Below are 18,911 nucleotides of genomic sequence, written 5' to 3' on the forward strand. Positions count from 1 at the left end.
ACCTGGGACACTACGAGCGCTTCCTGCGCGTGCGCCTGAGCCGCAAGAACTCGGTCACCACAGGCAGCATCTACGAAAACGTGATCCGCAAGGAGCGCCGCGGCGATTACCTGGGCGGCACCGTGCAGGTGATCCCGCACATCACCGATGAAATCAAGCGCGCCATCTTCGAGGCCACCGACGGCTTCGACGTGGGCCTGGTGGAAATCGGCGGCACCGTGGGCGACATCGAGTCGCTGCCCTTCCTGGAGGCCATCCGCCAGATCCGCACCGAGCGCGGCCCGGGCAAGGCCATCTTCATGCACCTCACGCTGGTGCCCTACATCGCGGCCGCCGGCGAGCTCAAGACCAAGCCCACCCAGCACTCGGTGAAGGAACTGCGCTCGATCGGCATCCAGCCCGACATCCTGGTCTGCCGCAGCGAAAAGCCTCTGCCCGACTCGGAGCGCCGCAAGATCGCGCTGTTCACCAACGTGCACGAGAAGGCCGTCATCAGCTGCGTGGACGTGGACAACATCTACAAGCTGCCGCTGTGGCTGCACGAACAGCAGCTCGACCAGATCGCGATCGAATGCCTGCGCATGGAAGACGTGGCCAAGCCGGCCGACCTGTCCGAGTGGCAGGCGGTGGTGGACGCCGCGGAACACCCCGTGGATTCGGTGACCGTAGCGGTGGTTGGCAAGTACATTGATCACCAGGACGCCTACAAGTCGCTGTCCGAGGCGCTCAAGCACGGCGGCCTGCGCCAGCGCACCAAGGTCACGCTGAAGTGGATCGAATCCGAACAGGTCGAGAAGGACGGCGTAAAGGTCCTGGAGGGCGTGGACGCGATCCTGGTGCCCGGCGGCTTCGGCGACCGCGGCTTCGAGGGCAAGGTGATGACCGCGCAGTTCGCGCGTGAGTCGGGCGTTCCTTACTTCGGCATCTGCTACGGCATGCAGGCGGCGGTGGTGGACTTCGCCCGCCACGTGGCCGGGCTGGCGGGCGCCAACAGCACCGAGAACGACCGCAACTGCGCCCATCCGGTCATCGGCCTGATCACCGAGTGGCGCACCGCCTCGGGCGATGTCGAGCGCCGCGACGAACAGTCCGACCTGGGCGGCACCATGCGCCTGGGCCTGCAGGACCAGCGCCTCAAGCCCGGCTCGAAGGCGCGTGAGCTGTACGGAAAGGACGTGGTGGGCGAGCGCCATCGCCATCGCTACGAGTTCAACAACCGCTACCGCAGCCAGCTCGAGGAAGCGGGCCTGGTCATCAGCGGCAAGTCCATGGACGACCTGCTGGTGGAAGTGATCGAGCTGCCCCACCACCCGTGGTTCATCGCCTGCCAGGCGCATCCGGAGTTCCTGTCCACGCCCCGCGATGGCCACCCGCTGTTCATCGGCTTCATCCGCGCCGCGCGCGAGCACAAGGCGGGCGGCCGACTACTCAAGGAGGCTTCGGCCTGATGGAACTGTGCGGATTCAAGGTTGGCCTGGACCAGCCCTTCTTCCTCATCGCCGGCCCCTGCGTGATCGAGTCGCTCGAGCTGCAGATGGAAACCGCCGGCCGGCTGCAGGAAATCACCGGCAAGCTGGGCATTCCCTTCATCTTCAAGTCCAGCTTCGACAAAGCCAACCGCACGTCGGGCACCAGCTTCCGCGGCCCGGGCCTGGAAGCGGGACTGAAGGTGCTGGCCGAAGTGAAGCGCCAGCTGGGCGTGCCGGTGCTGACGGACGTGCATGAGTACACGCCGCTGGATGAAGTGACGTCCGTGGTGGACGTGCTCCAGACGCCGGCCTTCCTGTGCCGCCAGACCGACTTCATCCAGAAAGTCGCCAGCGCCGGCAAGCCGGTGAACATCAAGAAGGGCCAGTTCCTGTCGCCCTGGGAAATGAAGCACGTCACCGCCAAGGCCCTGGCCACCGGCAACACGCAGATCATGGCCTGCGAGCGCGGCGCCAGCTTTGGCTACAACAACCTGGTGTCCGACATGCGCTCGCTGAGCGTGATGCGCGACACCGGCTGCCCGGTGGTGTTCGACGCCACCCATTCGGTGCAGCTGCCCGGCGGCATGGACGGCAAGTCCGGCGGCCAGCGCGAGTTCGTGCCGGTGCTGTCGCGCGCGGCCATGGCCGTGGGCATCAGCGGCATCTTCATGGAAACCCATCCGGACCCGTCCAAGGCGCTCAGCGACGGCCCCAACGCCTGGCCGCTGCCGAAGATGCAGGCGCTGCTCGAGACGCTGCTTGAACTCGACCGCGTCACCAAGAAGAACGGCTTCCTCGAATCCACCCTGTAACCGAAGCGACCCCATGACAACGATCACCAAGATCCACGCCCGCGAAATCCTCGACAGCCGGGGCAACCCCACGCTGGAAGCCGAGGTCACCCTGGCCGACGGCGGCTTTGGCCGCGCCATGGTGCCTTCGGGCGCGTCCACGGGCAGCAAGGAAGCCGTGGAGCTGCGCGACGGCGACCGCAGCCGCTACCTCGGCAAGGGCGTGCGCAAGGCGGTGGCCAACGTCAACGCCACCATTGCCGACGCGCTGAAGGGCTTCGACGGCGCCGACCAGGCGGGCCTGGATGCCAAGCTGGTGAACCTCGACGGCACCGAGAACAAGGGCCGGCTGGGCGCGAACGCGCTGCTGGCCGTGTCGCTGGCCAACGCGCATGCCGTGGCCGCGTCCAAGGGCCAGGCGCTCTGGCAGCACCTTGCCGCAGGCGCCGACGTGTCGCTGCCGGTGCCGATGATGAACATCATCAACGGCGGCGCCCACGCCGACAACAACGTGGACATGCAGGAATTCATGGTGCTGCCTGTGGGCTGCGACAGCTTCGCCGAGGCGTTGCGCTGCGGCGCCGAGATCTTCCATTCGTTGAAGTCGGTGCTCAAGGCCAAGGGCCTGGGTACGGCGGTGGGCGATGAAGGCGGCTTCGCGCCCGACCTGCGTTCGAACGAAGAAGCCATCGAAGTCATCCTCGAGGCCATCGGCAAGGCCGGCTACAAGGCCGGCGAGGACGTGCTGCTGGGCCTGGACGTTGCCAGCACGGAGTTCTTCGACAACGGCAAGTACAACCTCAAGGGCGAGGGCAAGCGCCTGACGTCGGAGCAGTTCGTCGATTTCCTGGCCGGCTGGTGCGCGCAGTACCCGATCATCACCATCGAGGACGGCATGGCCGAGAACGACTGGGCTGGCTGGAAGCTGCTCACCGAGCGGCTCACAAGCAAGGTGCAGCTGGTGGGCGACGACCTGTTCGTGACCAACCCGAAGATTTTCAAGGACGGCATCGACCAGGGCGTGGCGAACGCCATCCTGATCAAGGTCAACCAGATCGGCACGCTGACCGAAACGCTGCAGGCCATCGCGATGGCCCACGCCAACCGCTACGCCGCCATCGTGTCGCACCGCTCGGGCGAAACCGAAGACACCACCATTGCCGACATCGCGGTGGCCACCACCGCCACACAGATCAAGACCGGCTCGCTGTGCCGCAGCGACCGGGTGGCGAAGTACAACCAGCTGCTGCGCATCGAGGAGACGTTGGCGGCCAAGGCCCGCTACGCCGGCCGCGACGCCTTCATCAGCCTCAAGCGCTGAGCCTGCGCCCTTGCGCCGCTGGTGGGTCCTTGCCCTGCTGCTGCTGGCCCTGGTGGGCCTGCAGGTGAAGCTGTGGTGGGGCGAGGGTGGCCTGGGCGAAGCGCGCGCCCTTGACGTGCGCGTCGGCGCCCAGCGCGCCGAGAACGCCCGTCTGCAGCAGCGCAACGACGCCCTGTCAGCGGAGGTGGAGGACCTCAAGTCGGGTGAGGCGGCGGTGGAAGATCGCGCCCGCAGCGAGCTGGGCATGATCAAGCCTGGCGAAACCTTCTACCGCGTCGTCGAGCCTGCCAAGGCCGGCGCCCAGCGCGTTGAACAGCCGCAGGACGCGCCGGCCCCGGAGCCGCGGCGATGACCTGGGCGGTTGTGCCCGCGGCGGGGCGTGGCATGCGCTTCGGCGGTGAGAAGCCCAAGCAGTATTCGCCGCTGGCTGGCCGCACCGTGATCGAACACAGCCTGCGCGCCGTGCTCAACCACGACAGCGTGGACGGCGTGGTGGTGGCGCTGTCGCACGACGACGGTTACTGGCCCGGCTGGCGCGAGATCGGCGGCAAGCCCGTGATCACCTGCGTGGGCGGCACCGAGCGCGCCGACTCCGTGCTGGCCGGCCTGATGGCCCTGCCGGGCACGGTGGACGACGACCAGTGGGTGCTGGTGCACGACGCCGCGCGGCCCTGCCTGCGTGCGCTCGACCTGGCGCGCCTGTTGGCGGTGGGACAGGCCGACCCGGTGGGCGCGCTGCTGGCGGCGCCCGTGCGCGATACGCTCAAGCGCGCCGACCACCTCGGCCACAGCCAGGCCACCGAACCGCGCGAATGGCTGTGGCGGGCACTGACGCCGCAGCTGTTCCGCCGCGGCGGGCTTACCCGTGCGCTGCAGGCCGCATTGCGCGCCGGCGTCAAGATCACCGACGAGGCCATGGCCATGGAGCGCCTGGGCCTGCGCCCGTGCCTGGTGGAAGGCAGCGAAGACAACATCAAGGTGACTACGCCGGCTGATCTGCCGCTGGCCGAATTCATCCTCGGCAACATGGACTAGGCACGCGTGGCCGCGCTGGTCGCGGTACGAAAGGAAACCAGAAATGAGCAACAGCGTACGGATCGGCCAAGGCTATGACGTGCATGCCTTCGGCGACGGCGACCACGTGGTGCTGGGCGGCGTGCGCATCGCGCACGAACACGGCGTTCTGGCGCATTCAGACGGCGACGTGGTGATACATGCGCTGTGCGACGCGCTGCTGGGCGCGCTGGCGCTGGGCGACATCGGCGTGCATTTCCCGCCGACCGACCCGCGCTGGCGCGACGCCGACAGCCGCCTGTTCCTGCGCCACTGCGCGGCGCTGGTGGCCGAGCGCGGCTGGCGCCTGGGCAATGCCGATATCACCGTGGTGTGCGAGCGCCCGAAGGTGGCGCCGCATGCGGCGGCGATGCGCGCCAACCTCGCGGCCGACCTGGCCGCGGCGCTGGACGACGTCAGCGTAAAGGCCACCACGTCCGAACGCCTGGGTTTCACCGGCCGCGGCGAAGGCCTGGCGGCGATGGCCGTTGTCCTGCTGGAGCGCGCATGAGCACGCTGCCGCGCGCCCACGGCGACGCCGTGCTGCAGGCGCGCTACCGGGTGGAGCCGGAGGATTTCCAGGTCGAGGAGATCGACGGCTTCGAACCGACCGGGCAGGGCGAGCACCTGCTGCTGACGGTGGAAAAGCGCGGCATGAACACCTCGTTCGCCGCCAAGCGCATCGCCCGCTGGGCCGGCATCCCCGACATGGGCGTGGGCTACGCCGGCATGAAGGACCGTCATGCCGTGACGCGCCAGCGCTTCTCGGTGCATTTCCCCAAGCGCGTGGCGCCCGATTTCGAAGGCCTGGTGTCGGACGACCTGCGCGTGCTGGCGTCCACCTGGCACAACCGCAAGCTGCCGCGCGGGGCGCTGAAGGGCAATCGCTTCGTGCTGCGGCTGCGCGATGTGGTCGGCGACCTGGCGGCGATCGAAGCGCGTCTTGAAGCCATCGCCGCGAACGGCCTGCCGAACTACTTCGGCAACCAGCGCTTCGGCCGCGAAGGCGACAACGTCGAGGCGGCGCGGCGCATGTTCGCCGGCCAGCGCGTGCACCGCGACCAGCGGTCGATCTATCTGTCGGCCGCGCGTTCGGAGATGTTCAACGCGGCGCTGGCCGCGCGCGTCATGCGCGGGGACTGGGCCAGCGGCGGCGAGGGCGAGGTGTGGATGCTGGACGGCACCCAGAGCGTGTTCGGGCCCGAACCGGCCACCGACGAGATCCTGGCGCGCGCCGCCCGCCAGGACATCCATCCCACCGGGCCCATGTGGGGCCTGGGTGAACTGCGGCCGCAGGGCGACGTGCGCGACGCCGAAGAAGCGGCGCTGGCGCCCTTCGCCGACCTGCGCGCCGGACTGGAGGCGGCGGGCATGAAGCAGGAGCGCCGCGCCCTGCGCGTACGCGTGGCCGACCTGCGCTGGCAGTGGCCCGCGCCGGACCAGCTGCTGCTTGAATTCACGCTGCCGCCCGGCGCCTACGCCACCGGCCTGCTGGAGGCGCTGGGCGACGTGGCCGAGCCAGGCCGCGGTGCGCTGGCGCCGGCGGGCTCCGGCGACGCGGGCACTTGCGCCGACGAGCCGGCGGAGTAGTCTGGAACGGCGGTATTCCTGCCTTCCGGGAGGTCACCATGGTCACCGTCCGCAACGCCGTTCTACTGGCCACCGCCGGCCTGTTCCTGGCTGCCTGCGCCAGCACGCCCCGCACCGCTTCCGCGCCACCCGCGCCCAGCTCCTCCGTCGCCGTTGACCAGGACTACGTGGACGCCGTCCACCGGGCCACCCGAAAGGCCGGGATCAGGGTGGTCTGGGTCAACCCGCCCTTGGAAAACGACGGCGACGATTGACCCCGGTCAGGCCGGTCCGCGCTCACCGGGCCGCCGCTTGGCCAGCAGAACCAGCACGGCGCCGGTGCCGCCCATGGCTTCGGGCGCGGAGGCGAACGCCAGCACGTCGGCACGCTGGCGCAGCATCCGGTCCACCAGCGCTTTGAGCACCGAACCGCCGTCCAGGGTGCGCGGGCCCTTGCCGTGGATGATGCGCACGCAGGCGTGGCCGCCGGCACGCGACTGGGCCAGGAATTCGCGCAGCCAGCGCTCGGCGTCGTGGGCGCGCAGGGTGTGCAGGTCGAGCTCGCCGCCCAGGCTGAACTGGCCGCGCTTGAGCGCTTTGAGCACTTTCTCCGGGGTTTCGTCGCGCCGGTAGGAAAGCGTCTCGGCCGCGTCGATGGTGGCCGCCAGGTACGAAGCCGTGCGCGACTGCACCAGCGCCAGCGCCTCGTCGCGGGCCTGCATCCGCGGCTCGGGCGGCGGCCTGGGCCGTTCGGGGGCCGGCGGTGGCGGCGCCAGCTCGCGCACCTCGCCGATCGCCTCGCGGAACAGCGCGGCGTCGTCGGGCGTTATTTCGGGCGTTGGCGCGGGCGTCTTGCGCTTCATCGGTGCAGGGTAACCCGGCCAGCCGTGAGCGCGGGGTGGCCGCGTGGGTGGGTGCATCCGTTATCATGTCCCCTTATCCGCGGAACCCAAGATGCGCGTACTGGTAAGCAATGATGATGGCGTGGAAGCCCCGGGCATCCGCGTGCTGGCCGACGGCCTGCGTGCCGCGGGCCATGAAGTGACCGTGGTGGCGCCCGACCGCGACCGTTCCGGCGCCAGCAACTCGCTTACGCTGGACGCGCCCATCCGCGCGCGGGAAATCGGCGACCGCGTCTGGCGTGTCGGCGGCACCCCGACCGACTGCGTGCACCTGGCCCTCACCGGCCTGCTGGCGGCCGACCCGGACATCGTGGTGTCGGGCATCAACAGCGCCGCGAACCTGGGCGACGACGTCATCTATTCGGGCACCGTGGCAGCGGCGATGGAAGGCCGCTTCCTGGGCCTGCCCGCGGTGGCGATGTCGCTGGTCACCAGCGAGTCTTCCGGCCGCCACTACGATTCGGCCGCACGGGCCGCGCTTGAAATCACCGCCCGCCTGCTGGTGGACCCCCTGCCGGCCGACACCATCCTCAACGTCAACGTGCCGGACCTGCCCTGGAGTGAGCTGCGCGGCTACGAGGTCACGCGCCTGGGCCATCGCCATCGGGCCGAGCCCTGCATCCCGCAGTTGGACCCGCGCGGTCGCCCGCTGTGGTGGATAGGCCCGGCCGGCCCCGAGCAGGACGCCGGCCCCGGCACCGATTTCCACGCGGTGCGCACCGGCTACATCTCCATCACTCCGATCCACGTCGACCTCACCCGCTACCAGGCGCTGGAAAAGGTCGCCAGCTGGGTGGGTGGCCTCGGCGAAGCGCTCAAGCAGCCCGCATGACGGCCCGATTCCACAGCCAGCCCGCGGCGCGCGGACAGGGGATGACCTCCCTGCGCGCGCGCGACCGCATGATCGAGCGCCTGCGCACCGAAGGCGGCATCAGCGACGAACGCGTGCTGACGGCCATGCGCACCGTGCCGCGCCACCTGTTCATCGACGAGGCGCTGGCCAGCCGCGCCTATGAAGACACCGCGCTGCCGATCGGCAACGGCCAGACGATCTCCCAGCCCTGGGTGGTGGCACGCATGACGGCGGCGCTGATCGAACACGGCATCCCCCAGCGCGTGCTGGAAGTAGGCACCGGCTCGGGCTACCAGGCCTCGGTGCTGGCGACGCTGGGGCTGGAAACCTACAGCGTGGAGCGCATCGAAGAGCTGCTGCGCGTCGCGCGCCGCCGCTTCCGCAGCCTCGGCCTGAACGTGCGCAGCCGCCACGACGACGGCCGCGCCGGCTGGCCCGAGTACGCCCCGTTCGACGGCATCATCGTCACCGCCGGCGCCGCGGCGCTGGAAGCTTCGCTGTACGAACAGCTGCCCGAGGGCGGCACCCTGATTGCGCCCATCGGCGCCGCCAACGGCCAGCGCCTGCTGCGCCTGCGCCGCATCGAAGGTGAACTGGTGCGCGAAGACCTCGGCGCCGTGGTGTTCGTGCCGCTCTTGCCCGGGACGCTTTGAATGAAGCTGTCCGGGCCGCTTTACGACACCTGCAGGCGACTGGCCGCGCACCCGCATGCGCCCTGGTGCCCGGGCTTCATCAGCGCCATCGTCTGGTTGAGCATCCGCGGATGAAGACGCTCGTCGCCCGTGGCATCGTTGTCCTGGTGATCGCCGCGCTGCTGGCCGCCTGCGGCAATTCGCGCGTGGTCAAGCGCGAGGGCTCGCGGGCGTCGGCGCCTTCGCGCGCGGCCGCGTCCGTGCCGCGCGAAGGCAGCTACGTCGTGCGAGCCGGCGACACCCTGTACGGCATCGCCTTCCGGCACGGGCTGGACTACCGCGAAGTGGCCGGCTGGAACCGCATCCCTGCGCCCTACACCATCTACCCGGGCCAGCGCCTGCAGCTGGCCAGTGCCCGCACGGCGTCCGCGCCCCGCGGCACCCCCCGCCGCCCGGCCACCGGCAGTCCGGCCACCACGCCGCTGTCCCGTCCGGGAGCGTCTCCGGTGGTTTCGAACGGCAATGGGCCGGCGCCGGTCACGGCCTTGCCGCCGGAAACGCGCCCGGCCCAGGGTGCGCCCGCGGCGGCCTTGCCCTTGGCAGCGCCCATCAGTCCGCGCCCCGTCACCGGCACGCCGGTGGTGGTCCCCAGTGCGCCCGTGGTGCCCGCGGTGGTGAGCGCCGGCGGCTGGCGCTGGCCGACCCAGGGTCAGCTGATTGGCCGCTTCGCGGCCGGTGATCCCAAGCGCCAGGGCATCGATATCGCCGGAACGGCCGGCCAGGCCGTGGTAGCCGCCGCCGATGGCGTGGTGGTGTATTCCGGCGCCGGCCTGGTGGGCTACGGCGAGCTGATCATCGTCAAGCACAGCGATGAATGGCTGTCGGCTTACGCGCACAGCCGCAAGCGTCTGGTCACCGAGGGCACGGCCGTGCGCGCGGGCCAGCCCATCGCCGAGCTGGGCCGCAGCGGCACCAGCCGGGACATGCTGCACTTCGAGGTCCGTCGCAACGGCAAGCCCGTGGACCCGCTGCAGGTCCTGCCGCCGCCCTGAATGCCAGGCCGCTGCCGGCGCGCTCAGCCCGGCAGGAGGAAGGCAGCGACCACTTTGCGGCCTTCGGTGGCCACGACGTTGAACGTGCGCGCCGCGGCGCTGCTGTCCATCACTTCGATGCCGATGCCGCGCGTCAGCAGGGCGGCCATGGCCGCCGCCGAAGGAAAACGCTGCTTCGGCCCGGTGCCCAGCAGCACCAGCGTGGGCTCGAGCTCAAGCAGCGCCAGCATGTCCTCGGGCGTGAGGTCGGCGGCCGAGGTGGGGCGCCAGTCCTGCACTATCCGGTTGGGCGTGAGCAGGAAGCTGCGGGTGAAGGTTTCCTGGTTGACCAGCACGCCGGCCTCGCTGGCGCCGCGCAGCACGTAGGTGAAGTCGGGGTTTTCCTGCGCCAGCTGCATCCGGGGGTTCCCTCAGGCCTTGGGCAGCACGATCAGGGGGTTGTCCTGGCTGCGGCGGTAAAGCACCGCGATGTTGCCGATGCGCGCCACCAGCGAGGCGTCCGCGCGCTCGCACAGGTCGGCGATCCACTGGTCGCGCAGCTCGCGGTCGCCGGCGGCAACGCGCACCTTGATCAGCTCGTGGCGTTCCACCGCCAGGCCCGCTTCGGCCACTACGGCGTCGGTGACGCCCTTGGCGCCGACCATGATCACGGGCTTGAGGTCATGGGCCAGGCCGCGCAGGTAGCGCTTCTGGGGATTGCTGAGGGCGGCGGGCATGGTGTTCCGGGCGGGGCTGGGAGGGGCCGTAGGGTATCATGACGGCCCCTTCCGCCTTCATGGCTCCCGCCCCCCATGGCCCGCAGCAAAAGTAGCCCCACCTGGCTGAAGGAACACTTCAACGACCCCTTCGTGAAGAAGGCCCAGGCCGAGGGCATGCGTTCGCGGGCGGCCTACAAGCTTGAGGAGTTGATCGCGAAGGACCGCCTGCTCAAGCCCGGCATGGTGGTGGTGGACCTGGGCGCGGCGCCGGGCGGCTGGTCCCAGGTGGTGCGCCGGGACATGGGCGACCACGGCCGGGTGGTTGCGCTGGATATCCTCGAGATGCCGCCGATCGCCGGCGTGGAGTTTATTCACGGCGATTTCAGAGAGGAAGGGCCATTGTCGGAGCTGGAATCCCTGCTGGCCGGCAAGCCGGTGGACCTTGTCCTTTCCGACATGGCCCCCAATATGACTGGCGTGGATACCGTGGACCAGGCAAGGGCGATGTATTTGTCCGAGCTGGCCCGCGATTTCGCGGAAAGCCACCTGAAAGTGGGCGGCGACTTCCTGATCAAGCTTTTCCAGGGCGAAGGCTTCGACGCCTACGTCAAGGATCTCAGGACCCGCTACGAGAAGTTGGTGATCCGCAAGCCGGCGGCCTCCCGCCGCCGTTCCAATGAAGTCTATGCGCTAGCAATGGGCAAGCGCCGAGGAAAGAACTGATGAATGACCTGGCAAAGACACTCGTGCTCTGGCTGATCGGCGCGGTGGTGCTGATGGCTCTGTTCAAGAGCTTCTCGGCGCCCATCGGTGCGCCGACGGGCGAGTTGACCTACAACGAGTTCATCCAGGAGATCAAGGCCGACCGCGTCTCCAAGGTGAACATCGAGGCGAACAACATCGCCATCACCGGCGAGCGCAAGGACGGCACCAAGTTCACCACGGCCAACCCCAGCGACACGCGCCTGGTGGACACGCTGCTGGAGAACGAGGTCGAGCTGGTCCAGAACAAGCCCGAGGGCCGGTCGTGGATTGCCGCGATCCTGTTCAATTTCCTGCCGGTCCTGCTGATCATCGGCTTCTTCTTCTACATGACCCGCCAGATGCAGCAGGGCGGCGGCAAGGGCGCCATGAGCTTCGGCAAGTCCCGCGCCAAGCTGCAGGGCGAGAACGAGGTCAAGGTCACCCTGGCCGACGTCGCCGGCTGCGAGGAAGCCAAGGAAGAAGTGGGCGAGCTGGTCGAGTTCCTGCGCGACCCGGGCCGCTTCCAGAAGCTGGGCGGCAAGATCCCCCGCGGCGTGCTGATGGTGGGCCCGCCGGGCACCGGCAAGACCCTGCTGGCGCGCGCCATCGCCGGCGAGGCGAAGGTGCCGTTCTTCTCCATCTCCGGTTCGGACTTCGTCGAGATGTTCGTCGGCGTCGGCGCCAGCCGAGTGCGCGACATGTTCGACCAGGCCAAGAAGCACGCGCCCTGCATCATCTTCATCGATGAAATCGACGCCGTCGGCCGCCATCGCGGCGCCGGCCTGGGCGGTGGCCACGACGAGCGCGAACAGACCTTGAACCAGCTGCTGGTCGAGATGGACGGCTTCGAGGGAGGCGAGGGCGTGATCGTCATCGCCGCCACCAACCGCCCGGATGTGCTGGACCCGGCGCTGCTGCGCCCGGGCCGCTTCGACCGCCAGGTCACCGTTGGCCTGCCCGACGTGCGCGGCCGCGAGCAGATCCTCAAGGTGCACATGCGCAAGGTGCCGCTGGACACCGACGTGGAGCCGATGACCATCGCCCGCGGCACGCCCGGCTTCTCCGGCGCCGACCTGGCCAACCTGGTGAACGAGGCGGCGCTGTTCGCCGCCCGTGAAAACGCCAAGACCGTGCGCATGGAGCACTTCGACCGCGCCCGCGACAAGATCCTGATGGGCACCGAGCGCCGTTCGCTGATCATGAGCGAAGACGAGAAGAAGCTGACCGCCTACCACGAGGCTGGCCACGCCATCGTCGGCCGCGCCGTGCCCGAGCACGACCCGGTGTACAAGGTCACCATCATCCCGCGCGGCCGTGCGCTGGGCGTCACGATGTACCTGCCCGAGGGCGACAAGTACAGCTACAACCGCGTGCACATCGAATCGATGTTGTGCTCGCTGTACGGTGGCCGCGTGGCCGAAGAATTGATCTTCGGCGCCGACAAGGTCACCACCGGCGCGTCCAACGACATCGAGCGCGCCACGAAGATGGCCCGCAACATGGTCACCAAGTGGGGCTTGAGCGACGAACTGGGCCCGATCGCCTACGGCGAGGACGAGGACGAGGTGTTCCTTGGCCGCTCCGTCACCCAGCACAAGAGCGTTTCGGACGACACGGCCCGCAAGATCGACGAAGTGGTGCGCAGCATCCTTGACCGTGCGTACGCGCGAACCAGGGAAATCCTCACCGAGAACATCGACAAGCTGCACATCATGGCCGAGGCGCTGTTGACCTACGAAACCATCGACGCGATCCAGATCGACGCCATCATGGAAGGGCGTCGTCCCGGCCCGCCGTCGGATTGGGCGAAGTCGGGCCGCATCTCCAAGGACGACCCGGGCACCGGCCCGGCCGCTGGCCCGATCGGCGGCCCCATGCCGCAGACCTGAGCAAGGCTTGCCGTTAAAACCCGAAGAGGCCAGAGTCCGCTCTGGCCTTTTTCTTTGCCGGGTGCGCCCATGTTCGACCTGATCCCGCAGCTTGACTGCGCCGGCAGGATGCTCAAGCTCGATCGCCCGCGGGTGATGGGCATCGTCAACGTCACGCCTGATTCCTTCTCCGACGGTGGCCACCACGGCACGGTGGACGCCGCGGTGGCGCATGGCCTGCGGCTGGCGGCCGAGGGCGCCGACGTGCTGGACGTGGGCGGCGAGTCCACCCGTCCCGGCGCCAGTGAAGTGTCGCTGGCAGACGAGTTGGCCCGGGTGCTGCCGGTGATCGAGCGGCTGGTGCGCGAAACGTCGCTGCCGATCTCGGTGGACACCTCCAAGCCCGAAGTGATGCGTGCGGCGGTGGGCGCCGGCGCAGGCATGATCAATGACGTTTACGCGCTGCGCCGCGATGGCGCGCTGGACGCCGCCGCTGCGCTGGGCGTGCCGGTGGTGCTGATGCACATGCTGGGCCAGCCGGGCGGCATGCAGGATTCGCCACACTACGACGACGTGGTGGGCGACGTGCACCGGTTCCTGGCGGAGCGCCTGTTCGCCTGCGAAATGGCCGGCATCGCCAAGAAAAACCTGGTGGTGGACCCGGGCTTCGGCTTCGGCAAGACGCTGCAGCACAACCTGCTTTTGCTCAGGCAGCTCGCGCGCCTGTCCGACCTGGGCGTGCCGGTGCTGGCCGGCCTGTCGCGCAAGCGCAGCCTGGGCGACATCACCGGCCGCGCGGTGGACGAGCGCGTGCATGCCTCGGTAGCCGCCGCGGTGCTGTGCGCGGAATACGGCGCGCGCCTGGTGCGCGTGCACGATGTCGCCGCCACCGTCGACGCGATGAAGGTGTGGGCGGCTGTTGCCGCCATGCCCGCGCCCCGCGCCGCGACCGCGAAGCCGACCATCCGCTGGCCCGACGACGAATAGCGCGGCGCTGGTCAATCCTTGGCCAAACCCGGTGACAGCCGCGCCCCCGCTGCGTGGCAGCAATCGCTCCACAGGGGTTCGCCCAGACTTGTCCACAGGGCTTGTGGATAGTCGTTGCACGATCTCCGATCACGCTAAGCTTGCCGGACACCGATCAGCCGACGACACGCCATGAGCCCGCTTTCGCCCCCGCAAAGTGACTTCGCGAATCCCACGAGGGTGCCGGGCGAACGGCGCCACGCCGGCGCCTGACCCGTGCACGACCAGCGCCCACTCGCCATCGCCCTGATGGGCCCCACGGCGTCGGGCAAGACCGCGCTGGCGGTGGACTGGGCCCAGCAGCTGGACACACAGGTGATCAGCGTTGATTCGGCGCTGGTCTACCGCGGCCTGGACATCGGCGCCGCCAAACCCGACGCGGCCACGCTGGCGCTGGCGCCCCACCACCTGGTGGACGTGCGCGATCCGCACGAGGTGTTTTCCGCCGCCGACTTTGCCCGTCAAGCGCTGCCGCCCATGCATGCCCTGGCCGCGCGCGGCCGGGTGCCGCTGCTGGTGGGCGGCACCGGGCTGTACTTCAGCGCCCTGCTCAACGGCCTGTCGGACATGCCCCCGGCCGACCCGGCGCTGCGCGCGGTCATCGCCGCCCAGGCCGCCGAGCGCGGCTGGCCGGCCCTGCACGCCGAGCTGGCGGCGGTGGATCCGGACGCGGGCCTTCGCATCAAGCCGCAGGACCCGCAGCGCATTACCCGAGCGCTGGAGGTATACCGGGCCACCGGCCGCCCGATCAGCCAGTGGCAGCGCGAAGGCGTGCGGCGCAGGTTCCCGTTCCGCGTGCTTCGGCTGGTGCTGGCGCCGGCCGACCGTGCGGTGCTGCACGAGCGCATCGCGCGGCGCTTCGACCAGATGCTGGCGGACGGTTTCCTGGACGAGGTCAGGCGCCTGCGCGCCGACCCACGCCTGCATCCCGACCTGCCCTCCATGCGTGCCGTGGGCTACCGCCAGGCCTGGCGCTTTCTCGACGGCGACACCGACGCCGACGCCGACACCTTCCGCGACCACGCCGTGGCCGCCACCCGCCAGTTGGCCAAGCGCCAGGTGACCTGGCTCAGGGCGCAGGCCGAGGCCCGCTGGTTCGACCCGGCGCAGGACCAAGCTGAACTCGCGCAGGCCCTGCGGCTGTTCGTGACCCGCCGGTAACAGGCGGTGCTGGTAGACTTCCGGCATTCGCGGCCACGGACCCTTTTGGCCGCAAATCGCGCCAAATGGCGCGCCACAAGAAGAAAAACGGAGTCCATATGTCCAAAGGCCAATCGCTCCAGGATCCCTTCCTGAATGCACTGCGTCGCGAACGCATCCCCGTCTCGATCTACCTGGTCAACGGCATCAAGCTTCAGGGAACCGTCGAGAGCTTCGACCAGTTCGTGGTGCTGTTGCGCAACACCGTCAGCCAGATGGTCTACAAGCACGCCATTTCCACCGTGGTGCCGGCGCGCAACGTCCGCGTCGGGCCGGGCGGCGGCACGGCGGGTGCCGGCGACGACGACGAGGCGGGCCAGGACGATTGAGCGCTCCGTGCTGAGGCTCCACGATGTTTGAGCGCGCCCGCAAGGGCGAACGCGCCCTGCTGATCCAGCCGTACGCGCCGGGCCAGCAGGATCCTGCCCTGCTTGAGGAGTTTTCCGAGTTGGCCCGTTCGGCCGGTGCCACCGTGGTCGGCACGCTGACGGCGCGCATCGAAAAACCCAACGCCGCCTACTACATCGGCACCGGCAAGCTCGAGGAAGCCCAGGCTGCCTGCGAGGCCACCGGCGCCGACCTGGTGCTGGTCAACCACCTGCTGACGCCCGGCCAGGAGCGCAACCTGGAAAAGGTGCTCAAGCGCCGCGTGGTGGACCGCACCGGGCTCATCCTGGATATCTTCGCCCAGCGTGCGGCGACGCACGAAGGCAAGCTGCAGGTGGAGCTGGCCCAGCTCAAGCACTGGGCCACGCGCCTGGTGCGCGGCTGGACCCACCTCGAGCGCCAGCGCGGCGGTTCGATCGGACTGCGCGGCCCCGGCGAAACCCAGCTCGAACTCGACAAGCGCATGCTGCAGAAGCGCCTGGAGTCGCTGCAGGCGCGGCTGGAAAAGGTGGAAGTGCAGCGCACCCAGATGCGCCGCGCGCGCATCCGCAACGAAGTGCCGCGCGTGGCCCTGGTGGGCTACACCAACGCCGGCAAGTCCACGCTGTTCAACGCGCTCACCGGTTCGGGCGTCTACGCCGACGACCGCCTGTTTGCCACGCTCGACCCCACGGTGCGCCGCGTGGACGGCGTTGCGCCGCTGGTGCTGTCGGACACGGTGGGCTTCGTGCGCGACCTGCCGCACGAGCTGGTGGCGGCCTTCCGGTCGACGCTCGCGGAAGCCCGCGAGGCCGACCTGCTGCTGCACGTGATAGACGCCGCCGACGAACTGCGCGCCGAGCGCATCGGCCAGGTGGACAAGGTGCTCGAGGAAATCGGCGCCGGCGACATCCCCCAGGTGCTGGTGTTCAACAAGATCGACCGGATCGAGGGCGCGCTGCCGCGCCACGACCCGGAAATCGAGGGCCGGGAGCGCATCTGGCTGTCGGCCCGGGACGGGCAGGGCGTGGACCTGCTCCGCAGCCTGCTGGCCAACCGCTTCGTGGAGCGCCGTCTCAAGGCGCAGCTCAGGCTGGGCCCCGACCAGGGCCGCCTGCGGGCGCGCCTGCACGAGCTGGCGGCGGTGGCGGCCGAACACGCGGACGAGACAGGCTGGCTGCTTGAATTGGACCTTCCGCTCGCTACTGCTGTGAGGCTGGCGGACGAACCGGGCGGTCATTTGCTTCACGCGCTCTTGCTTGTGGCCCCCGGCGCCCCTACCTACAATCCTGACACTGACTAAAAGCGGTCCTTCCGGCCCTGGCTCCCGCCAGATCGCCGGGCCGGAGTGCGCAACGGAGCAAGCATGGCCTGGAACCAGCCTGGAAAAGGCAACCAAGATCCCTGGAAAGGCAAAGACCCCGGCAACGAGGTCGAAGCCTTCGTCAATCGCCTCAAGGGCATGTTCGGTGGCGGCAGTGGTGCCGGCGGCCGCGGCAGCCAGGGGACGGGTGCGTTCAACCCCCTGCCGTGGATCCTTGGCCTGGTGGGCATCTGGCTGGTGTTCAACAGCTTCAAGCTGATGGACGAACGCGAGCGCGGCGTGGTGCTGCGCTTCGGCGAGTTCAACCGCATCATGACCCCGGGTCCCAACTTCAAGTGGCCCTGGCCGATTGAAACGGTGACCGTGGTGGACGCCACCCAGGTGCTGACGTTGAGCGACCAGGTGCGCGTGCTGACCAAGGACGAGAACATCGTCGACATCAAGTTCAACGCCCAGTACACCAAGTCCGATCCGCGCCTCTTCCTGTTTGGTTCGCGCGAACCGGAAGCGACGCTGCAGCAGGCGGCCGAAGGTGCCGTGCGCGAGGCCGTGGGCCAGAGCACGATGGACACGGTGCTGTCCGAACGCGCCCAGCTGGTGGTGATGGCGCGCCAGCGCCTGCAGCAGTCGCTCGACGACTACCAGACCGGCCTGGTTCTCACCGAGTTCAACTTGCCCGACGCCCGTCCGCCGGAAGAAGTGAAGCCGGCCTTCGACGACGCCATCAGCGCCCGCGAAGACAAGAACCGCATCGAAAGCGAAGCCCAGGCCTACGCCAGCAAGATCGTGCCCGAGGCCCGCGGTACCGCGGCCGTGGTGCGCACGCAGGCCGAGGGCTATCAGGCCGCCGTGGTGGCCCGCGCCGAAGGTGACACCGCGCGCTTCCGCCTGCTGGCAGACGAGTACCGCAAGGCCCCGGAAGTGACGCGCAAGCGCCTTTACCTGGAAACCATGCAGATGGTGCTGGCGGCGAACCAGAAGGTGATGTCCGGCAGCGACAACATCCTCTACATGCCGCTGGGCGGATCGTCCGCCGGTGCCGCGGCAACGCCGGAAGCCCCCGTGATCCGGATGCCTGCCACCCAGGCCGCCACCCCCGAAACCCCCACTATCGAGCGCCCACGCGCCGACGCCCGCCCGGGAGGACGCTGACATGCTGCGCGGTTACCCACTGATCATCGCCCTTGCCGTGGCTGCCCTCTTGGGCGCCATGGGCTCGGTCTACATCGTCAACGAAAGCCAGACCGCCATCGTGCTCAACCTGGGCAAGGTGGTGCGCAGCGGCATCGAGCCGGGCCTGCACTTCAAGCTGCCGCTGGTGGAAGAGGTGCGCAAGTTCGACCGCCGCATCCTGACCCTTGATGACTCGCCGGAACGCTACCTGACGTCCGAGAAGAAGGACGTGAGCGTGGACTTCTTCGTGAAGTGGCGCATCGAGGACGTTTCCACCTTCTACCGCGCCGCCAGCGGCGGCAGCGAGGAGGCAGCCAAGCTGCGGCTTACCCCCATCATCAAGGACGCGCTGCGCAACCAGATCAACCGCCTGACCCTGCAGGAAGTGGTGTCCGGTGGCCGCGTGGACCTGACGGCGCGCCTGTTGGCTGAAACCAAGGAAGGCGCGGCCACGCTGGGCATCTCGATCGTGGACATCCGCATCAAGCGCATCAACCTGCCCGAAGACAGCACCATCCTGGATTCGGTGTTCGACCGCATGCGCGCCGAACGGACGCGGGTGGCCAACCAGCTGCGCGCCGAAGGTTCGGAAGGCTCCGACGAGATCCGGTCGGAAGCCGAGCGCGAACGCCAGGTGATCCTGGCCGAAGCCGAGCGCGACGCCCAGCGCCTGCGCGGTGCCGGCGACGCCAAGGCGGCCGAGCTGGCCGCGGCGGCGTACGGCCAGGACTCCGAGTTCTACTCGTTCTACCGCAGCCTGGAGGCCTATCGGAACTCGATGGCCGACGGCCGCACCACGCTGGTGCTGGACCCGGATTCGGAGTTCCTGCAGTACTTCGGCACCGAGAAGCGCTGAATCCAGGCGGGGGG

At 69.1% G+C, this 18,911-nt stretch carries 22 protein-coding genes; 19 read left to right on the forward strand and 3 right to left on the reverse strand.

The genetic code is table 11. The features are described from left to right. From K0M70_RS05040 to K0M70_RS05075, 8 genes are all read left to right on the forward strand, one after another. On the forward strand, positions 1–1,448 hold a 1,448-nt coding region (locus tag K0M70_RS05040), incomplete at its 5' end, for a CTP synthase (protein WP_290780111.1). Beyond that, entirely contained in the window at positions 1,448–2,281 is an 834-nt protein-coding gene (kdsA, locus tag K0M70_RS05045; protein ID WP_290780114.1) for a 3-deoxy-8-phosphooctulonate synthase, read from the forward strand. The genes K0M70_RS05040 and kdsA, both read left to right, overlap by 1 nt. Before the next feature lie 13 nt (positions 2,282–2,294). Continuing rightward, entirely contained in the window at positions 2,295–3,581 is a 1,287-nt protein-coding gene (gene eno / locus K0M70_RS05050; protein WP_290780117.1) for a phosphopyruvate hydratase, read from the forward strand. Between the two features lie 10 nt (positions 3,582–3,591). Beyond that, the gene (gene ftsB, locus K0M70_RS05055) at positions 3,592–3,933 is read left to right on the forward strand and encodes a cell division protein FtsB (protein WP_290780120.1); all 342 of its coding nucleotides are present in this window, start codon (positions 3,592–3,594) and stop codon (positions 3,931–3,933) included. Then, on the forward strand, positions 3,930–4,616 hold the full coding sequence (ispD, locus tag K0M70_RS05060) for a 2-C-methyl-D-erythritol 4-phosphate cytidylyltransferase (protein WP_290780122.1): 687 nt from the start codon (positions 3,930–3,932) through the stop codon (positions 4,614–4,616). The genes ftsB and ispD overlap by 4 nt, the downstream gene beginning before the upstream one ends. A 43-nt stretch (positions 4,617–4,659) precedes the next feature. Beyond that, positions 4,660–5,145 carry a 2-C-methyl-D-erythritol 2,4-cyclodiphosphate synthase gene (gene ispF / locus K0M70_RS05065; RefSeq protein WP_290780125.1) on the forward strand — a complete coding sequence of 162 codons (486 nt, stop codon included), beginning with the start codon at positions 4,660–4,662 and terminating at the stop codon, positions 5,143–5,145. After that, on the forward strand, positions 5,142–6,224 hold the full coding sequence (gene truD, locus K0M70_RS05070) for a tRNA pseudouridine(13) synthase TruD (RefSeq protein WP_290780128.1): 1,083 nt from the start codon (positions 5,142–5,144) through the stop codon (positions 6,222–6,224). The genes ispF and truD overlap by 4 nt, the downstream gene beginning before the upstream one ends. A gap of 38 nt (positions 6,225–6,262) precedes the next feature. Beyond that, positions 6,263–6,478, forward strand: coding sequence for a hypothetical protein (locus K0M70_RS05075; RefSeq protein WP_290780131.1), 216 nt, complete (start codon positions 6,263–6,265; stop codon positions 6,476–6,478). 6 nt (positions 6,479–6,484) lie between these two features. On the opposite strand, the gene K0M70_RS05080 is transcribed toward K0M70_RS05075, so the two are convergent. Then, positions 6,485–7,066 (reverse strand): Smr/MutS family protein, encoded by a 582-nt coding sequence (locus K0M70_RS05080; protein WP_290780134.1) that lies wholly within the window; start codon positions 7,064–7,066, stop codon positions 6,485–6,487. Positions 7,067–7,157: 91 nt separating this feature from the next. Here K0M70_RS05080 and surE point away from each other — a divergent pair, with 91 nt between their 5' ends. The 3 genes from surE (at position 7,158) to K0M70_RS05095 (ending at position 9,642) form a co-directional block, all read left to right on the forward strand. Next, on the forward strand, positions 7,158–7,937 hold the full coding sequence (surE, locus tag K0M70_RS05085) for a 5'/3'-nucleotidase SurE (protein ID WP_290780137.1): 780 nt from the start codon (positions 7,158–7,160) through the stop codon (positions 7,935–7,937). Beyond that, the gene (locus K0M70_RS05090) at positions 7,934–8,611 is read left to right on the forward strand and encodes a protein-L-isoaspartate(D-aspartate) O-methyltransferase (protein WP_290780141.1); all 678 of its coding nucleotides are present in this window, start codon (positions 7,934–7,936) and stop codon (positions 8,609–8,611) included. Before surE ends, K0M70_RS05090 begins: the two co-directional genes overlap by 4 nt. A 110-nt stretch (positions 8,612–8,721) precedes the next feature. Further along, positions 8,722–9,642, forward strand: coding sequence for a peptidoglycan DD-metalloendopeptidase family protein (locus K0M70_RS05095; RefSeq protein ID WP_290780144.1), 921 nt, complete (start codon positions 8,722–8,724; stop codon positions 9,640–9,642). Positions 9,643–9,665: 23 nt separating this feature from the next. On the opposite strand, the gene K0M70_RS05100 is transcribed toward K0M70_RS05095, so the two are convergent. Together K0M70_RS05100 and yhbY are read right to left on the reverse strand one after the other, a co-directional pair. After that, on the reverse strand, positions 9,666–10,040 hold the full coding sequence (locus K0M70_RS05100; RefSeq protein ID WP_290780147.1) for an Mth938-like domain-containing protein: 375 nt from the start codon (positions 10,038–10,040) through the stop codon (positions 9,666–9,668). Between the two features lie 12 nt (positions 10,041–10,052). Further along, entirely contained in the window at positions 10,053–10,358 is a 306-nt protein-coding gene (yhbY, locus tag K0M70_RS05105) for a ribosome assembly RNA-binding protein YhbY (protein WP_290780150.1), read from the reverse strand. 75 nt (positions 10,359–10,433) lie between these two features. Between yhbY and rlmE the strand changes: the two genes are divergently transcribed. The 8 genes from rlmE (at position 10,434) to hflC (ending at position 18,897) form a co-directional block, all read left to right on the forward strand. After that, positions 10,434–11,063 carry a 23S rRNA (uridine(2552)-2'-O)-methyltransferase RlmE gene (rlmE, locus tag K0M70_RS05110; RefSeq protein WP_290780153.1) on the forward strand — a complete coding sequence of 210 codons (630 nt, stop codon included), beginning with the start codon at positions 10,434–10,436 and terminating at the stop codon, positions 11,061–11,063. Then, a complete protein-coding gene (gene ftsH / locus K0M70_RS05115) occupies positions 11,063–12,973 on the forward strand; it encodes an ATP-dependent zinc metalloprotease FtsH (protein WP_290780156.1) in 1,911 nt (636 codons plus the stop codon). The genes rlmE and ftsH overlap by 1 nt, the downstream gene beginning before the upstream one ends. 69 nt (positions 12,974–13,042) lie before the next feature. Continuing rightward, a complete protein-coding gene (gene folP / locus K0M70_RS05120) occupies positions 13,043–13,939 on the forward strand; it encodes a dihydropteroate synthase (protein WP_290780159.1) in 897 nt (298 codons plus the stop codon). 288 nt (positions 13,940–14,227) lie between these two features. Further along, positions 14,228–15,139 carry a tRNA (adenosine(37)-N6)-dimethylallyltransferase MiaA gene (gene miaA, locus K0M70_RS05125; protein WP_290780174.1) on the forward strand — a complete coding sequence of 304 codons (912 nt, stop codon included), beginning with the start codon at positions 14,228–14,230 and terminating at the stop codon, positions 15,137–15,139. Positions 15,140–15,237: 98 nt separating this feature from the next. Beyond that, entirely contained in the window at positions 15,238–15,507 is a 270-nt protein-coding gene (hfq, locus tag K0M70_RS05130) for an RNA chaperone Hfq (protein WP_290780162.1), read from the forward strand. A gap of 23 nt (positions 15,508–15,530) precedes the next feature. Beyond that, positions 15,531–16,847: a ribosome rescue GTPase HflX gene (gene hflX / locus K0M70_RS05135; RefSeq protein ID WP_290780165.1), complete on the forward strand. Its 1,317-nt coding sequence runs from the start codon at positions 15,531–15,533 to the stop codon at positions 16,845–16,847. 63 nt (positions 16,848–16,910) lie between these two features. Beyond that, positions 16,911–18,020, forward strand: a complete 1,110-nt coding sequence (gene hflK / locus K0M70_RS05140; RefSeq protein ID WP_290780168.1) for an FtsH protease activity modulator HflK — start codon at positions 16,911–16,913, stop codon at positions 18,018–18,020. 1 nt (position 18,021) lies between these two features. Further along, the gene (gene hflC, locus K0M70_RS05145; RefSeq protein ID WP_290780171.1) at positions 18,022–18,897 is read left to right on the forward strand and encodes a protease modulator HflC; all 876 of its coding nucleotides are present in this window, start codon (positions 18,022–18,024) and stop codon (positions 18,895–18,897) included. Positions 18,898–18,911: the final 14 nt, after the last annotated feature.

This window comes from Arenimonas sp. (assembly GCF_019459675.1).
GTDB lineage: Bacteria > Pseudomonadota > Gammaproteobacteria > Xanthomonadales > Xanthomonadaceae > Arenimonas.

What these genes read in the sequence shown, in the direction of transcription:
- kdsA (WP_290780114.1), top strand. Translation starts at nt 1,448, where the DNA reads ATGGAACTGTGCGGATTCAAGGTTGGCCTGGACCAGCCCTTCTTCCTC.
- eno (WP_290780117.1), top strand. Translation starts at nt 2,295, where the DNA reads ATGACAACGATCACCAAGATCCACGCCCGCGAAATCCTCGACAGCCGG.
- ispD (WP_290780122.1), top strand. Translation starts at nt 3,930, where the DNA reads ATGACCTGGGCGGTTGTGCCCGCGGCGGGGCGTGGCATGCGCTTCGGC.
- ispF (WP_290780125.1), top strand. Translation starts at nt 4,660, where the DNA reads ATGAGCAACAGCGTACGGATCGGCCAAGGCTATGACGTGCATGCCTTC.
- truD (WP_290780128.1), top strand. Translation starts at nt 5,142, where the DNA reads ATGAGCACGCTGCCGCGCGCCCACGGCGACGCCGTGCTGCAGGCGCGC.
- K0M70_RS05075 (WP_290780131.1), top strand. Translation starts at nt 6,263, where the DNA reads ATGGTCACCGTCCGCAACGCCGTTCTACTGGCCACCGCCGGCCTGTTC.
- K0M70_RS05080 (WP_290780134.1), bottom strand. Translation starts at nt 7,066, where the DNA reads ATGAAGCGCAAGACGCCCGCGCCAACGCCCGAAATAACGCCCGACGAC.
- surE (WP_290780137.1), top strand. Translation starts at nt 7,158, where the DNA reads ATGCGCGTACTGGTAAGCAATGATGATGGCGTGGAAGCCCCGGGCATC.
- K0M70_RS05090 (WP_290780141.1), top strand. Translation starts at nt 7,934, where the DNA reads ATGACGGCCCGATTCCACAGCCAGCCCGCGGCGCGCGGACAGGGGATG.
- K0M70_RS05095 (WP_290780144.1), top strand. Translation starts at nt 8,722, where the DNA reads ATGAAGACGCTCGTCGCCCGTGGCATCGTTGTCCTGGTGATCGCCGCG.
- K0M70_RS05100 (WP_290780147.1), bottom strand. Translation starts at nt 10,040, where the DNA reads ATGCAGCTGGCGCAGGAAAACCCCGACTTCACCTACGTGCTGCGCGGC.
- yhbY (WP_290780150.1), bottom strand. Translation starts at nt 10,358, where the DNA reads ATGCCCGCCGCCCTCAGCAATCCCCAGAAGCGCTACCTGCGCGGCCTG.
- rlmE (WP_290780153.1), top strand. Translation starts at nt 10,434, where the DNA reads ATGGCCCGCAGCAAAAGTAGCCCCACCTGGCTGAAGGAACACTTCAAC.
- ftsH (WP_290780156.1), top strand. Translation starts at nt 11,063, where the DNA reads ATGAATGACCTGGCAAAGACACTCGTGCTCTGGCTGATCGGCGCGGTG.
- folP (WP_290780159.1), top strand. Translation starts at nt 13,043, where the DNA reads ATGTTCGACCTGATCCCGCAGCTTGACTGCGCCGGCAGGATGCTCAAG.
- miaA (WP_290780174.1), top strand. Translation starts at nt 14,228, where the DNA reads ATGGGCCCCACGGCGTCGGGCAAGACCGCGCTGGCGGTGGACTGGGCC.
- hfq (WP_290780162.1), top strand. Translation starts at nt 15,238, where the DNA reads ATGTCCAAAGGCCAATCGCTCCAGGATCCCTTCCTGAATGCACTGCGT.
- hflX (WP_290780165.1), top strand. Translation starts at nt 15,531, where the DNA reads ATGTTTGAGCGCGCCCGCAAGGGCGAACGCGCCCTGCTGATCCAGCCG.
- hflK (WP_290780168.1), top strand. Translation starts at nt 16,911, where the DNA reads ATGGCCTGGAACCAGCCTGGAAAAGGCAACCAAGATCCCTGGAAAGGC.
- hflC (WP_290780171.1), top strand. Translation starts at nt 18,022, where the DNA reads ATGCTGCGCGGTTACCCACTGATCATCGCCCTTGCCGTGGCTGCCCTC.